Source organism: Peptostreptococcus sp. (assembly GCF_977045075.1).
The window spans coordinates 1-15,761 of record NZ_CDRRTB010000031.1; the positions used below are offsets into that span (position 1 = coordinate 1).

A 15,761-nucleotide genomic window follows, 5' to 3' on the forward strand; every position below is an offset into this window, starting at 1 on the left:
CATTTGGTAATATTTTGGGTGGTTCAATAATAATGTCATTGTTCTACCAGATGCTAGAGTACTTCTCAAGTATGATACCGTCTTTAAAGATACCAATTGGGGAATTTTTGATACCAGTTCCACTACATCTGTATTTTGACCTTTTCGCAGGTTCATTACAGGCCTTCATATTTATAATGCTAACAATGGTATTTGTAAGTGGAGCAACACAGGAATAGTTAAAAGTAAATTAATACAATAATGGAAATTAGAAAATTTTAGGAGGAAAGAATTATGTTAGAAGGAATGAGTTTAGCAATAGCAATAGCGGGTTCAGCGATAGGCGCTGGTATAGCAGTAGCAACAGGTATAGGTACAGGCGCAGGCCAGGGTTTTGCAGCAGGTAAGGCAGCAGAGGCAGTGGCCAACCAGCCAGAAGCAAAGAGTGATATCATATCAACTATGCTATTAGGCCAGGCCGTTGCAGAGTCTTCAGCTATATATGGTCTAGTAATAGCAATTATACTAATATTTGTTAACCCTTGGATAAAGATGTAATCGAAGAATACAGCTAAAGATAGGAGGCAACAAGTATGGAATTTAAGCCATTAGTAGGCTTGACATATGAGCTTTTCTTTACCTTGATCAATGTGCTAGTATTGTTCTTGATATTGAGAAAAATCTTATTTAAGAAGGTTATAAATGTAATGGATGCCAGAGAGGCTGACATAAAGAACGATATTGAAGAGGGTCAGAGAGCCAAGGAAGAGGGCTTGAAATTAAAGTCAGAATATGAAAATAAGGTCAAGGATGCTCGTGATGAGGGTCAGTTGATTGTAGACTCTGCTAGAAAGAGGGCAGAAGAAAAGTCTGACAACATAATTTCAGAAGCCAATAAGGAAGCTGAATATATCAAGCAAAAGGCAAACAGTGAAATTGCAAAAGACAAAGAGCAGGCCTTTAACAATATTAAGTCTGAGATTTCTGAGATAGCTGTTTTGGTGGCATCAAAGGTTATCGAAAAAGATATAGACAAGGCTAAGCACGAAGATTTGATAGATAACTTTATTAAGGAAGTAGGAGAAGCTAATAATGATTAGTCAGGTTGCAAGTAGATATGCAGAGGCTTTATTTCAATTAGCAGAAGAAGAAAATCAACTTTCCCAGGTATATTCAGAGATAGAAGATTTAAACAAAGTTATTTTAGACAACAAAGACTTATATGATGTATTGAGGTCCCCTTTTATAGGTAAGGACGAAAAGTTGGATATAGCAGACAAGCTATTCACAGACAAGCTATCAAAGAATACAAGAAATTTTTTGATGGTATTGATAGAGAATACAAGGACAACTGAGCTAGATTCAATAGTAAAGTCATACAAGCAGATGTTGGACGAAAAGAATAATGTCGCAGAAGGAAAGGTAATAACTGCTATAGCACTTAGTCCAGACAAGTTGGCTGAACTAGAGGGCAAGCTTTCTGCTAAATATAATAAAACTATAAGATTAACTAACGAAATAGACGAGAGCATACTAGGTGGTGCCCTTGTGAAAATAGGTAATGAAGAGATAGATGGTAGCATTAAGTCTAGGCTAGACGATATAAAGGATACCCTATCCCAGGTAATATCATAAGGAAATGGTGGTGAACCAATGAATTTAAAACCAGAGGAAATAAGTTCCATAATAAAAAGTCAGATAAAGAATTATGACAATAAGATAAAACTTACCGACACTGGTAGCGTATTAAGCGTTGGTGACGGTATAGCAAGTGTATATGGTCTTGAAAGTGTCATGTCAGGTGAGCTACTTGAATTCCCTAATAAGGTATACGGTATGGCCCTTAACCTTGAAGAAGAGGTTGTTGGTGCCGTTATACTTGGCGATGATTCAAGTATCAAGGAAGGTGACATAGTAAAGAGAACTGGGAAGATAGTTGAAGTACCAGTTGGAGAGGCTATGATAGGAAGGGTAGTAAATGCCCTAGGACAGCCAATAGATGGTAAGGGAGATATAATAACTGACAAGACAAGACCAGTTGAGTATCCAGCTCCTGGAATCATGAGTAGGAAGTCAGTGTTTGAACCATTACAGACTGGTATCAAGTCAATTGACTCAATGATACCAATTGGTAGGGGTCAGAGAGAATTGGTTATAGGTGATAGACAGACAGGTAAGACATCCATACTTACTGACACAATTATCAACCAGAAGGGCAAGGATGTAATCTGTATATATGTAGCAATCGGCCAGAAGAGGTCAACTGTAGCCCAGTTGGTTTCAACTTTAGAAGAGTTCGGTGCCATGGATTACACAATAGTAGTGTCAGCTACAGCATCAGAATCTGCACCATTACAGTATCTAGCTCCATACGCAGGCGCTGCCATAGGTGAAGAATTTATGTATAATGGGAAGCACGTGCTAATAGTATATGATGACCTTTCTAAGCAGGCAGTTGCCTACAGAGAAATGTCCCTACTACTAAGGAGACCACCAGGCCGTGAAGCCTACCCAGGTGATGTTTTCTACCTACATTCAAGACTACTTGAAAGAGCTGCCAAGTTATCTGATGACTTGGGTGGTGGATCAATGACAGCCCTACCAGTTATAGAAACACAGGCTGGTGACGTTGCTGCCTATATACCAACAAATGTAATATCGATCACAGATGGTCAGATATACCTACAGCCAGAGCTATTCTATGCGGGTATCAGGCCAGCCGTTGACCCTGGTATATCAGTGTCAAGAGTTGGTGGGTCTGCCCAGATCAAGTCTATGAAGAAGATAGCTGGTACACTGAAGCTTGCATATTCTCAGTATAGAGAGCTAGCAGCCTTCTCTCAGTTCGGTTCAGACTTGGATGAAGATACTAAGAGGAGACTTGCTCAGGGACAGAGAATAGTGGAAGTTCTAAAACAGGATGAACATAATCCTATAACAGTAGAAAACCAGGTAATTATAATATACGCAGTAATCAACAACCTAATAGCAGATATCGAGTTGGAAGATATCAAGAGGTTTGAAGCAGAACTATACAGCTATATGGATAGCGTACACCCAGAAATAATTGAAAAGATACTAAAGGCTGAGGACTTTAACGAGGAACTTACAAAGGCAATTGAAGAGTTTAAGGTTAAATTCAAATCAGAAGTATAATTTTAAAGGAGGCGTACAATGGCAGGAGCTGGAATGAAGGCAATCAAAAATCGTATTGCCAGCGTAAATAGTACCAAGCAGATTACTAACGCCATGCATCTGGTAGCCTCATCAAAACTGAGAAAAGCTAAGCAGGCCACAGAAAACTCTAGTGCATACTTCAATACCATGTATGAAACTATAGTTAATATTTCGGTGAATACTAAGGGTATAAATAGTCAGTTTTTAAAGGCTAGAGACCTAAAGGCTAGGTGCCATATAGTAATTGCCGGAGATAGAGGCCTGGCAGGTGGATATAATTCAAATGCTTTTAAAGAAGCAGAGAAGTATATGGGGTTAGTTGAAGATTACGTAATAACAGTTGGAAAAAAATCATATGAACATTTTTCCAAGAGAGATGTAAATATAATAGATAGGATTGAATCAGCAGAAAAGTATGAGTATGAAGAGGTAAGGGCAATCACAGACAAGCTGATGAAGATGTATGAAGATGGCCAAATAGATGAAGTCATTCTTACCTATACTGAATTTGAATCTGCCTTATCTCAGAAGCCTAGGGCTATTAAGCTATTGCCTTTGGTTTTTGACCAGCCACTGGAATACGGCGGTGAAAGATATAGGGAAAAGCAGGAGGAGAATGATCCTAATGTGTTCATTAGTGAAGAAATCCTTCGTGAAAGATATGAAAGAAGAGAGGAAGAAGCCAGGGAAGCAGAAGAATTTGTAAATAAGTTCAAGAAGACAGAAGCTAGCTCAAGAGCCAAGGTCCAGTATCTTCCTTCAGCAAAGAGTGTCCTTGAATTCTTGATACCTACCTATATCACAGGGACGATAAATGGGGCCATAGTGGAGTCATATGCTTCTGAACAGGGGGCAAGAAGGACTGCCATGGAATCAGCTACAGATAATGCAAATGAAATGATTCAAAACTTAGAGCTTAGCTACAATAGGGCTAGACAGAGCGCCGTAACTCAGGAAATAACTGAAATCAGCGGTGGTGTAGAAGCCCTAAAGTAAGGAGGAAAAAATGGCAAATATAGGAAAAATTGTACAGATCGTCGGAGCTGTACTAGATATTAGGTTTGAAGATGAAAAAAATCTACCTAACCTATTAAATGCTTTAGAAATAAAGTTAGAAAATGGAGATAAAATAGTTGCCGAAGTAGCCCAACACATAGGTAATGACACTGTAAGGTGTATAGCCATGAGTGCTACTGATGGACTAGTTAGGGGTATGGAGGCTGTAGATACAGGGGCTCCTATATCAGTTCCAGTTGGTAAGGAAACATTGGGTAGGGTATTCAATGTTTTAGGAGAGGCCATAGACCTAAAGCCTATGCCTGAGGGTGTTAGCCTTTCTCCTATACATAAGGAAGCACCAGCCTATGATGAACTAGAAACAAAGGCAGAAATATTGGAAACAGGTATAAAGGTAGTTGACCTGCTTGCCCCTTACCTAAAGGGTGGTAAAATAGGCCTATTCGGTGGTGCAGGTGTTGGTAAGACAGTCCTAATTCAGGAGCTAATTAACAATATAGCCAAGCAACACGGTGGTATATCTGTATTCTCAGGTGTTGGAGAGAGAACAAGAGAGGGTAATGACCTATATGGTGAAATGACTGAGTCAGGAGTTATCAATAAGACGGCCATGGTATTCGGTCAGATGAATGAGCCACCAGGAGCAAGAATGAGGGTTGCCCTAACAGGTCTTACAATGGCTGAATACTTCAGAGACCAGGAAGGGCAGGATGTTCTTCTATTCATAGATAATATATTCAGATTTACTCAGGCGGGTTCTGAGGTGTCTGCCCTACTAGGACGTATGCCATCAGCCGTTGGTTATCAGCCAACTTTGGCAACAGAGATGGGTGCCCTACAGGAGAGAATAACATCGACTAAGAAGGGTTCAATCACTTCAGTCCAGGCGGTATATGTACCGGCCGATGACTTGACTGACCCAGCACCAGCGACAACATTCTCACACTTGGATGCAAAGACCGTATTGTCAAGGCAGATATCATCTCTAGGTATATATCCAGCGGTTGACCCACTAGAATCTACATCAAGAGTTCTAGATCCTAATATAGTTGGTAAGGAACACTATGAGGTAGCCAGAGGTGTGCAGTCAATACTACAGAGGTATAGGGAGCTACAGGATATCATTGCTATCTTGGGTATGGACGAGTTATCAGAAGAAGATAAGGTAACTGTTGCTAGGGCCAGAAAGATACAGAGATTCTTGTCACAGCCATTTACAGTAGGTGAACAGTTTACTGGTATACCTGGTGTATATGTTCCAGTCAAGGAATCTATCAGGGGCTTCAAGGAAATACTGGAAGGTAAGCATGACGACCTACCAGAATCAGCTTTCTTATTCGTAGGTACGATTGAAGATGCAGTTAGAAAGGCGAAAGGAAGTGCTAACTAATGTTTAGTTTAAAAGTAGTAACTCCAGACAGCACTTTTTATGAAGACCAGGTAGATATGGCCATATTCAAAACTACGGTTGGAGATAGGGCTATACTAAAGGGACATATACCGATTGTTGCAGGTATCAAGGAAGGCAAGCTAAGAATCAAAAAAGACGGGGGTCGCTTCAGGACAGCTGAAATAGGTAGAGGTTTTGTAACTGTGAATGCAGATACAGAGACAGTTATACTTATTGAATCTGCTACCTGGTGCGAAAATGAGGTTTAATAATGAAAATTAGACATTGGGTAGTTATTATTTTGTTTGTTCTACTAGCTACAGTCTTCGGACTATATGCAATGTCAAAAAAACATGATGCTAAGGTTCCGCTAGATGAAATCTATCCAGAGAACATAATAGCCAATTACTATAGTTCATTAGATGAGAGAATGGGCAAGAATATACCCTTTCTAGTACTAAGTGAGAAGCCATATTTAAGATGGGAGCTATACAATGACAAGGGGGAGCCAGGTCATAGGATTACATCCCAGATGGTTAAAAATATAAAGAGTATGAAGATGGTTTCTAAAAGAGAACTGGATTATGAGGGTAAGCCAATCACCTTCCCAAGGAGGGATGGCAGTATAGAAACATTCCCACTAGAAGACACAGTCCTATACGAGGTTACATATAATATAAGTTATTTCAATACCAAGAAGGCAAAAAATATGTATGGAGAATATGGTAATAAGGACTATAAGGATACTGGTAAAAAGCTATACAAAAATAAAAAAGAAAAGGTGTGGCTAGTAAAAATAAAAGATGGAGCTTGGAGAATAGCTAAGTTTGAGCTAATTCCAGACTAAAAGATTAAAGTAACGCTGATTATGACGATTCTCCAAGTGGGAGTTTTGTCGTGTCAGCGTTTATTTTATATATTTTGTGGAGGACTTGATGAAAGTAATAGAAACTCTGTTTCCAGTATTTTTTATGATGTTCCTAGGCATATTATCCAGGAGTAAAAAATGGATTAACTGGGACGAAAAAGAGGGGGCTAAAAAGATAGTATTTAAAATCCTATTTCCAGCCCTAATATTTCACGTAATATTCGTATCTGACCTATCTGTCAATTTATTGAAGCAGATAGTATTTCTAGACATAGCCTGGATCCTAGTTTACCTAGTAGGAAGGTTTATGTCTAGGTATATAGGCGAAAGATATAGGAAGCTAGTACCTTTCCTATTGATGACATGTGAGGGAGGAAATGTAGCCCTACCCCTATATATTACCTTGGTAGGATCAGCCTATGCCCTAAATATAGTAACATTTGATGTGGCAGGTATAATTATTAATTTTGGACTAGTTCCAATATTGGTATCTAGGCAGGTAAATACAGGCCAGGATTCAAAGGGTCTACTAAAGAATATATTTACCAATTCCTTTGTATTGGCTGTAATCTTGGGTGTATTAGCCAACCTCTTAGGCCTATATGGTATTATGGAATCTATGGAAGTGGTAAATCTATACAATAATACTATCAATGCTGTATTGGCACCGATTACGGGAATAATCCTATTTACACTTGGCTATGACCTAAAGGTGGATTTATCTATCCTAAAGTCCCTACTATCACTTGTTGTGATTAGGTTAGTCTTATGTGGTTTGATAATAGGAGGTTTCTTCCTAGTATTCCCGAGCCTGATGGCCAATCCATATTTTAAGACAGCAGTATTGCTATACTTTATGTGCCCAACTGGTTTTCCAGTTCCACTTCAGTTGTCAGCCCTATGTGACGGCAAGGACCAGGAAAGCTTTATGTCGGCCTTTATATCAGTTTATATGTTTATAACACTGGTAGCATATACATTAATAACAGTATTTAGGCCATTTTAGGGGAAGTATTTGTAGGTTTTAAAGGGATTAAAAGACCTTAGGTCTTTCAGTAATCAGTATTAGAGAAAGTTAGAGGTAATATTATGAGTGAAATAAAGAGCCCATGGCCAGGTCCTAAGGGACTGATTCCGGTAACAAGTGGTAAGGCAGAGGATGCAAATGTACACAACAGGAACTACCTAGATAGTATCCTAGTCGAAATGAGGGTAATAGATTCAGTTGAGCCAGACCTATCAGTAGAGATCTTTGGAAGAAAGTATTCATCACCGATAATGATGCCTGCATTTTCCCACCTAAACAAGGTAGGTAAGGATGGAAAGAAGCCAATGGTTGAGTATGCAAAGGCAGCCAAGGATATGGGTCTATTAAACTGGGTTGGAATGGAGCCAGATGATGAATATGAAGAGATTAGCCAAGTTGGAGCGGACACAATACGTATAATAAAGCCATTCGCTGATCACCAAATAATACTTAACCAGATAGATTTTGCCAAGAAGACAGGTGCGGTAGCGGTTGGTGTAGATATAGACCACGTTCCAGGGACCGATGGTAAGTATGATGTAGTTGATGGCTACCCTATGGGACCTGTAATGGGGGAGGACTTGAAAAAGTATGTAGACCATGCAGGCATACCATTTATAGCCAAGGGGGTCCTATCAGTTCAGGATGCACTCAAGGCTAGGGATGCTGGTTGTAAGGGAATAGTAGTTTCTCACCACCATGGAAGAATACCATTTGGTATACCACCAATTTTGGTACTTCCGCAGATAGTAGATGCTTTAGAAGGTAGCGGTGTAACAATATTCTGTGACTGCTCTATGGATACGGGCTATGATGCCTACAAGGCACTTGCACTAGGTGCCCACGCTGTATCAGTAGGAAGGGGTATACTAGCACCACTTCTTAAGGAAGGCAGGGATGGTGTAGTTACTAAGGTTGAAAGAATGAATGAGGAGCTATCAGAAATGATGATGTATACAGGCGTTAAGGATACAGATTCATTTGATGCAAGTATATTGTATATATAGATAAGCCTATTATATAAAATATGGTATTTACAAGGCTCAAGCTTTTGCTTGGGTCTTTTTTTGAGTAGTTGTAGTAAAAGTCCACAAATGATTATATAATATAAAAATTAGAAAATATTAAAATAAATATGAAGATAATTAATTTAATAACACGATGGTATACTGAAAATTATTATATCTATAAATGGTAGTTTATGGAGTACTACCACAATATATATTAAAGCCTAATGAAACGTCACTTAAAAAATTTGATATTGATTATTCAGGTGGCTTTGTGAGAAACATACCTAGCTCAGGAATAACAGAGTCAGAACTAGGTATGAAAATTATAGCAAAAGATCTTTTTTACCGTTATAGTTATCTAATTGGCAAGGATGCTGATTTGCCATACTCATACTATAGTAATAATAATATGAAGCCAACAGATGAGGTACCAGCGGTGACGAATCCTTTTGGATTGAAGAAAACAGATGTCCTAAAGGAAGAGGAAGTTAAGGATCCAAGAAAAATAACTGTATATGGTGATATAAAGGAAAGTGGTGATTCAGACTCAAGAAAAATAGGTGAGTACAAGGTTGGGGATGAAATAAAGCTGAATTTTTCAGTAGATGCTTCAGCAATTAAACGCTACTTTATGAGTGATACCTTGTCTATGACTAAAGGAGACTTGTTTGATGAACTATACAGAATGATATATGATGATAAAAAGGGTATGATAGATTCCCAGTTAGTATATACACTAGATATTCCGAATGAGGTTGATTTGAGGGGTGCATCTGTAAGCCTAAATGGATTAGAAGATTTTGAGCTTGAAAAAAATGAAATTGAAGTTTCTGGCAGAAAGAAACTCCTAATAAGTCTTAGATTAAAGAAAGATGTTAGGGAAAAAGAAGAAGCTTGGAGAGACCTTATAAATAAGTTTAAGAAGATAGATATGGGTAAAATAAAGGTATCAGTTTCTGGATTATTTGTAAATTCTAGTGCGCAAGCAGGTACAAATATCAGTGTAAGAGGTAGCCTGGGTGGTTATTTAGACTGGGCAAGTTCAGATATAATCCTTACACCGCCACCAGTTAGTTCACCAATAGCAGAGCCATCAAAGGGTACTTATTATGTAGATGAAACCTATACTAGAATATATCTTCCCTTCGTAGCTAGACAGAGTGATCTTGGAAGAGATGCTGGAGCACCAAATGATAAACCTAACTTAATATCATATACCTTTAAGGTGAAGAAAGATCTATCTAGTACTGAAAAGCCAATACCTGGTAGGATAGATGGTAGGGATAGGATAGAAACTGCAATAAAGATTTCTAAAAATAGCTATGACAAGGCAAATACAGTCATAGTAGTTAGACATGACCTATTCCCTGATTCAATGACAGCTTCAGTATTGGCCAAGTTAAAGGATGCGCCAATCCTACTTAACCCAACTGACAAGCTAGACTCAAGAGTTGGAGATGAAATAAAGAGACTAGGTGCTGAGGAAGTAATCATTGTTGGTGGGCAGGACTCTGTATCTGAAAGGGTAAGAGAAGAACTGAAGGCATATGATACCGATAAGAATGTTGAAAGAATAGCAAGAGCTGACAGGTATGGAACTTCTGAAATGTTATCTAAGAGAGTGGTTGGAATTACTGGTAAGAAGAATACTGGTGTAGTAGCTTCAGGCCAGGTATTCCCAGATGCCCTAGTAATATCGCCAATATCAGGCAAGTGTAATAGGCCGACTTTATTGGTATCAAGAAATATAAATAGTAATAATGTTGTAAAAAGACATGTAAAGGACTCGGGCTATAAGAATATAATAGCTATAGGTGGATACAAGTACCTACCATATAGGGTATTAGAAGACCTGGTTAAATAAATTAAATTAACATATAATAAATAAAAACTCTCTATATAAATATATAGGGAGTTTTTATTTTATATAGACGAATATTATTTTTTAAATACAATATAACATATTATATTTAAAAATAATTAAATTCTTTGAAAATATATATTTTCAAATTAAAAAACAATGTTATAATATATATGATCGGGTTATAAGGAATTTTTATTCATTATGAAACAAAAAAAGTACAAGGAGGACAAGATTATTAAAGGGATATTTAAAAAATCAACTTGCATCACTACGGCTTTACTGATGTCACTAAGCCTAATAGCAGGTACAGTGAATTCTTTTGCAGAAGAGGTAGAAGAGCCTAGTATAACAAATTAATTGCCTAGTTTATCTGAATATCATGGGGATGACGGTCTAATATTTTATTCACCTGCTGAGGTGATAAAGAAGGCCTATTGGGCTGATCTGGAGCCGGGAAAGGTTTCAGGGTGGTATAGGAGTGTAAACTGGACCCATAATGATGGTTATGATATTGTAGACAATCTTGAATTTAGTTCTACTGGAGTTTTTCCTAAGTACGTACTAAAGCCAAATGAGACAGCCTTAAAGGATGAAAATATTGATTTTGCATTTACAGGATCCGGTGGTTTCGTTAAGTTTTTACCTAGTGCAGGTATAACAGAAACCTATTCTGGTTATGTAGGATATGACTACTGGTACTTAAATTATTTTTATCGCCTTGGATACCTACTTGGTGATGATGCTAATTCTGGGTCTTACACTGGCAAGAGTGCTACAGATCCTGTGCCAGCAGCAAACAATCCATTTGGATTTAAGGAGACGGACCTATTGAGCCAGGCTGAGATCAAGGACCCAACAAAGCTAATGGTTTATGGGGATATTATGAAGACAGGGTCTTCTGATTCTACTGAAATCGGTGAGTATAAGCAGGGCGAGGAGTTAAAGCTAGACTTCATCATGAATGATTCGTGGACTAACCGCTTTATAATGGGTATGACTCTTGATAAAACTAGGGGTAGTATGCATTCAGCGGAAACTGTTCAGAAGATATATAATGAGACAAAGGGCAAGCTGGACTCTCAAATTGTATATACACTTAGTATTCCAAAAGAGCTAGAGGCGAGAAATGTACAGGTTAAGCTTAGTGGACTTGAAGATTTTGAACTTTCACATCAAGTCAAGCCTGTTTCTTCAACAGAGAATAAGCTGGTAATGACTCTAAGATTAAAGGATAGCTTGAGAGGTAAACCTCAACTATGGAAGAAGACTATAGAAAGATTAAAGAATCTAGATACAAGTAAGGTGAAGTTATCGATATCAGGCTTATTTGTTAAGGCTGATGCAAGACCAGAGACTAATGTAACTCTAGTAGGAACTATAGGAGGATATCAGGACTGGGCGATTTCACGTGTGAGTGCTTGTGACGTATCAGGCGGCACTATACCAGGAACACCATGTGGTTCATCTCCTGTTGCACCGCCACCACCTGCAGGAAATGTTCCAACTTCATCACCATTAGATGACAGCCCATGCCCAGGACCAAGTGATAGCCCATGCCCAGGACCAAGTGATAATCCATGTCCAGGAACACCAGACGATTGTGGACCTGCTCCAAGTTTAGGACGTAAGGTAGATACAGTATATGATCGTACTTACCTATCATTTGTAGCTAGACAGGAACCAAGTGGCAAGGACCAGGGTGGACCTGCTGATAAGCCACGTCTAATATCTTATACATTTAAGGTTAAAAAGGGACCAGAAAACCCTGAAAGACCAAATCCAGGTAGGATAGATGGTCCTGATAGAATTGAAACAGCTATAAATATTTCTAAAAAGAACTATGATAAGGCTAAGACAGTAATCGTAGTCAGACATGACCTATTCCCAGACTCAATGACAGCCTCAGTATTGGCGAAATTAAAGGATGCCCCAATACTACTTAACCCGACTGATAAGCTGGATTCAAGAGTAGGTGATGAAATAAAGAGACTAGGTGCAGAGGAGATAATTATAGTAGGAGGTCACAATTCTATATCAGATAGGGTTAGAGAAGACCTAAAAGCCTTTGATAAGGACAGAGATGTAGAAAGAATAGCCGGTGTAGACAGGTATGGTACATCTGAAATGGTAGCTAGAAGGGTAGTTGGTATAACAGGCAAGAAGTATACAGGAGTAGTGGCTTCAGGCCAGGTATTTGCAGATGCCCTATCAGTAGGAACTTTTGCTTCTAGAGATGGATATCCTATACTTCTGGTTAAGAAGGATTCTATACCAGTACAGATTGAAAGGGCCATAAAGGACCTAGAAATTGAAAAAACTTATATAGCTGGCGGAACTAATACTATATCAAGAGCAACTGAAGCCAAGTTACCAAGAGTAGAAGAAAGAATGGCAGGTAAGGATAGGTATGAAACATCAGTAGCTATAGCTAAGTCTAAGTTCAGGGGAAGCAAGGAAGCCTATATGGCATCAGGTGAAGAATTTGCAGATGCCCTAGTTATTTCACCAATATCTGGTAAGTACAACAGACCAACATTATTGGTATCAAGAAATAAGAACAACAACCTAGTGGTTAAAAACTATATTAAGGATAATAGGCTGACAGCTGTTACAGCTATAGGTGGAGAAAGATATATACCTTATAGTGTATTAGAAGATTTAGTTAGATAGAAAATAAAAAATAAGAAGATATTTAAAGACTCTCTAAGGAATTATTTAGAGAGTCTTTAATTTTAAATTAATTATATAAAAAATAGAATATTATATATTTAAATACGACAAAATAAAATTAAATTCTTTGTATATATATACTTTTAAATTTAAAAAACATGATATAATATAAATGGTTGAAGTATAAGGAATTTATCAACTTATTTTAAACTATCACTTTAAAGGAGGGATCACTATTAAAAGGATATTTATAAAAACAATTAGTTTTTCAACGGCAATAATCATGTCATTAGGTCTATTTGCAACTAGTATTAGCGCCGTAGAGCATGAGTACAAGGAGGGTAGACCCTTATCAAGTCTAACTGATATTGGGCCAGATGGTAAGCCTAGTATAATACATACGCCAGAAGAGGTAATACAGAATACCTATTGGGCAGACTTAGAAAAGAAGATTGTCCATGGAAGAAATAGGAGTGTACACTACTCTACAGATTATGGCTGGGGAATAATGTATAATGCTTATTTCAAGTCTGCAGGTGTATTTCCTAAGTATCTACTGGGACCAAATGAAACAAAATTAGCTGAATCAAATGTCTTAAATATAGACTATAGAAACGTTGAGTGCGGATATATAAACTATCTACCAAGTGTAGGTATTACGAAAACGTATGCAGGCGTTGATATTAGGAATGTGAGCGAATTCTACCGTTTTGGGCTTATGATGGATAGAGATTATAAGCTAGACTACTTTCAGGGTAGGAATTTGAAGCCTACAGACCGTATACCAGCGATGGAAAACCCATTTGGATTTAGTGAAACAGAACTTTTAAGTCAAGCTGAAATTAAAGATCCAACAAAGCAGATGGTTTACGGTGATCTTAAGAGGACAGGCTCTTCAGACTCTCGTGAAATTGGAGAATACAGGCAAGGTGATGAAGTAAAATTAGATTTTTCAATGGATGCATCTTGGCTTAAACGCTATATTATGGGATACACTCTTGATAGGACAAGGGGTGGAATGGATGAATATAATATACAAGTAAAATATAATGACATGAAGGGTATAATTGACTCACAGGTAGTATATACACTTGATATACCAAATGAAGTTGAAGCTAAGGATGCAAAGATAAAGCTTAACGGGTTTGAGGATTTTGTACTTACATCCAAACTAGAACCACTTTCAGCTACGAAGAAGAAGTTGGTTATAAATATAATGTTAAAGGAGAGCCTACGTGGTAAACCTGAGCTATGGAAGAAAACAATAGAAAAAATTAGAAGCATGGATGCTAGCGATGTTAAAGTATCTATTTCTGGACTATATGTTAAAGATACAGTAAGTCCTGGAACGACTGTTAGCTTACGTGGTACTATAGGTGGATATTTTGACTGGGCCCTTTCAAGAGAGGGAATAAATAGACCAGATCCTCCTGATTTAGACTATTATCCTGATCCAGACCAGCCATGTAGTCCAAGGGTGGGCATGGTGCCAACAGCATCACCGCTAGATAACCAGTCTTGTTCAGGAAGGTGCACAAGACCACATCAGGTGACGGAAAATCCATGTGATCCAGACAATCCTTATCCAAATGAAGACTACCATAAGGTTAAGGATGTATATGATCGTGTCTACCTTTACTATGTTGCTAGACAAAGTGATAATGGAAAAGACTCAGCAGCTCCTACAAACATGCCATATTTAATATCATATAGCTTTAAGGTAAATAAAAAGCCAGGTAGTTCAGATCCTGGTAGGATAGATGGCAACGACAGGACTGAAACTTCAATAAATATTTCAAAAAATACCTATGATAAGGCCAAGACTGCTGTAATTGTTAGGAAGGACCTATTCCCAGATTCAATGACAGCCTCAGTATTAGCAAGACTAAAGGATGCACCGATTCTGCTTAACCCAACTGACAGGCTTGACTCTAGAGTTAAATATGAGCTAAAAAGACTTGGGGTTGAGGAGGTTATCATAGTAGGAGGTCAGAATTCTATATCTGAAAATGTAAGAGAAGACTTAAAGGCCTTTGATAAGGATAAGAATGTAGAGAGAATAGCTGGAATTGACAGGTATGAGACATCAGAAAAAGTGGCGAGAAGAGTGGTTGGAATTACAGGAAAGAAACATATTGGAGTTGTAGCTTCAGGCCAAGTATTCCCAGATGCCTTATCTGTAGGAACTTTTGCATCAAGAGATGGTTACCCAATCCTTCTAGTTAAAAAGGACATTCTACCAATCCAGGTTGAAAGGGCAATTAAGGATCTTGAAATCAATAGTGTTTATATAGCAGGTGGAACAAATACTATTTCAAAGGCTACAGAAGCTAAACTTCCAAGGGTTGAGGAAAGAATGGCTGGCAAGGATAGGTATGAGACATCAGTGGCTATAGCGAGGTCTAAGTTTAGGGGAAGTAAGGAAGCCTTTATAGCATCAGGTGAAGAGTTTGCAGATGCTCTAGTTATATCACCTATATCTGGTAAGTACAACAAGCCAACTTTATTGGTATCTAGAAATAAAAATAATAATGTAGTTGTGAAAAATTATATAAAGAATATAGGTATAACAAAGATTACTGCCATAGGAGGAGAAAAATACATACCTTCAAGTATACTTGAAAGCCTAATTAAATAATATTTGCTAATATGATTTTTGAAACTGCATGACATATGAATGCTCTAATGTAAGTAAAACAAAAAAAGTAAATTAACATAACAGTATAAAGAGGGGGCATTTGAACACAGTGATGATGAAC

Annotated in this window: 15 protein-coding genes; all 15 read left to right on the forward strand. The window is 37.9% G+C overall.

Translation table 11 applies throughout. The annotated features are described in order from the left end of the window. A partial coding sequence (locus tag ACW6OJ_RS03970; protein WP_456095831.1) for a F0F1 ATP synthase subunit A occupies positions 1-218 on the forward strand: 218 nt, incomplete at its 5' end. A gap of 67 nt (positions 219-285) precedes the next feature. Next, positions 286-537: an ATP synthase F0 subunit C gene (gene atpE / locus ACW6OJ_RS03975; protein ID WP_456095839.1), complete on the forward strand. Its 252-nt coding sequence runs from the start codon at positions 286-288 to the stop codon at positions 535-537. A 35-nt stretch (positions 538-572) separates the two neighbouring features. Further along, the gene (gene atpF, locus ACW6OJ_RS03980; RefSeq protein WP_293426650.1) at positions 573-1,079 is read left to right on the forward strand and encodes a F0F1 ATP synthase subunit B; all 507 of its coding nucleotides are present in this window, start codon (positions 573-575) and stop codon (positions 1,077-1,079) included. Beyond that, positions 1,072-1,614, forward strand: coding sequence for a F0F1 ATP synthase subunit delta (locus ACW6OJ_RS03985; protein WP_293433331.1), 543 nt, complete (start codon positions 1,072-1,074; stop codon positions 1,612-1,614). The genes atpF and ACW6OJ_RS03985 overlap by 8 nt, the downstream gene beginning before the upstream one ends. Before the next feature lie 18 nt (positions 1,615-1,632). Beyond that, a complete protein-coding gene (gene atpA, locus ACW6OJ_RS03990; RefSeq protein WP_456095832.1) occupies positions 1,633-3,135 on the forward strand; it encodes a F0F1 ATP synthase subunit alpha in 1,503 nt (500 codons plus the stop codon). Positions 3,136-3,153: 18 nt separating this feature from the next. Beyond that, positions 3,154-4,152 (forward strand): ATP synthase F1 subunit gamma, encoded by a 999-nt coding sequence (gene atpG, locus ACW6OJ_RS03995; RefSeq protein ID WP_456095833.1) that lies wholly within the window; start codon positions 3,154-3,156, stop codon positions 4,150-4,152. A 10-nt stretch (positions 4,153-4,162) separates the two neighbouring features. Beyond that, on the forward strand, positions 4,163-5,563 hold the full coding sequence (atpD, locus tag ACW6OJ_RS04000; protein ID WP_455105041.1) for a F0F1 ATP synthase subunit beta: 1,401 nt from the start codon (positions 4,163-4,165) through the stop codon (positions 5,561-5,563). Next, on the forward strand, positions 5,563-5,832 hold the full coding sequence (locus tag ACW6OJ_RS04005; RefSeq protein ID WP_293433248.1) for a FoF1 ATP synthase subunit delta/epsilon: 270 nt from the start codon (positions 5,563-5,565) through the stop codon (positions 5,830-5,832). The genes atpD and ACW6OJ_RS04005 overlap by 1 nt, the downstream gene beginning before the upstream one ends. 2 nt (positions 5,833-5,834) lie before the next feature. Next, the gene (locus ACW6OJ_RS04010; protein ID WP_412427260.1) at positions 5,835-6,410 is read left to right on the forward strand and encodes a hypothetical protein; all 576 of its coding nucleotides are present in this window, start codon (positions 5,835-5,837) and stop codon (positions 6,408-6,410) included. A gap of 88 nt (positions 6,411-6,498) precedes the next feature. After that, positions 6,499-7,437 carry an AEC family transporter gene (locus tag ACW6OJ_RS04015; RefSeq protein WP_293433245.1) on the forward strand — a complete coding sequence of 313 codons (939 nt, stop codon included), beginning with the start codon at positions 6,499-6,501 and terminating at the stop codon, positions 7,435-7,437. 83 nt (positions 7,438-7,520) lie between these two features. Further along, the gene (locus tag ACW6OJ_RS04020; RefSeq protein ID WP_456095834.1) at positions 7,521-8,465 is read left to right on the forward strand and encodes an alpha-hydroxy-acid oxidizing protein; all 945 of its coding nucleotides are present in this window, start codon (positions 7,521-7,523) and stop codon (positions 8,463-8,465) included. A gap of 274 nt (positions 8,466-8,739) precedes the next feature. Continuing rightward, a complete protein-coding gene (locus ACW6OJ_RS04025; protein WP_456095835.1) occupies positions 8,740-10,332 on the forward strand; it encodes a cell wall-binding repeat-containing protein in 1,593 nt (530 codons plus the stop codon). A 201-nt stretch (positions 10,333-10,533) separates the two neighbouring features. Beyond that, on the forward strand, positions 10,534-10,689 hold the full coding sequence (locus ACW6OJ_RS04030; RefSeq protein WP_456095836.1) for a hypothetical protein: 156 nt from the start codon (positions 10,534-10,536) through the stop codon (positions 10,687-10,689). After that, complete coding sequence (locus tag ACW6OJ_RS04035; RefSeq protein ID WP_456095837.1) at positions 10,690-13,002, forward strand: cell wall-binding repeat-containing protein; 2,313 nt, start codon at positions 10,690-10,692, stop codon at positions 13,000-13,002. 283 nt (positions 13,003-13,285) lie between these two features. After that, complete coding sequence (locus tag ACW6OJ_RS04040) at positions 13,286-15,640, forward strand: cell wall-binding repeat-containing protein (RefSeq protein WP_456095838.1); 2,355 nt, start codon at positions 13,286-13,288, stop codon at positions 15,638-15,640. Positions 15,641-15,761 lie beyond the last annotated feature (121 nt).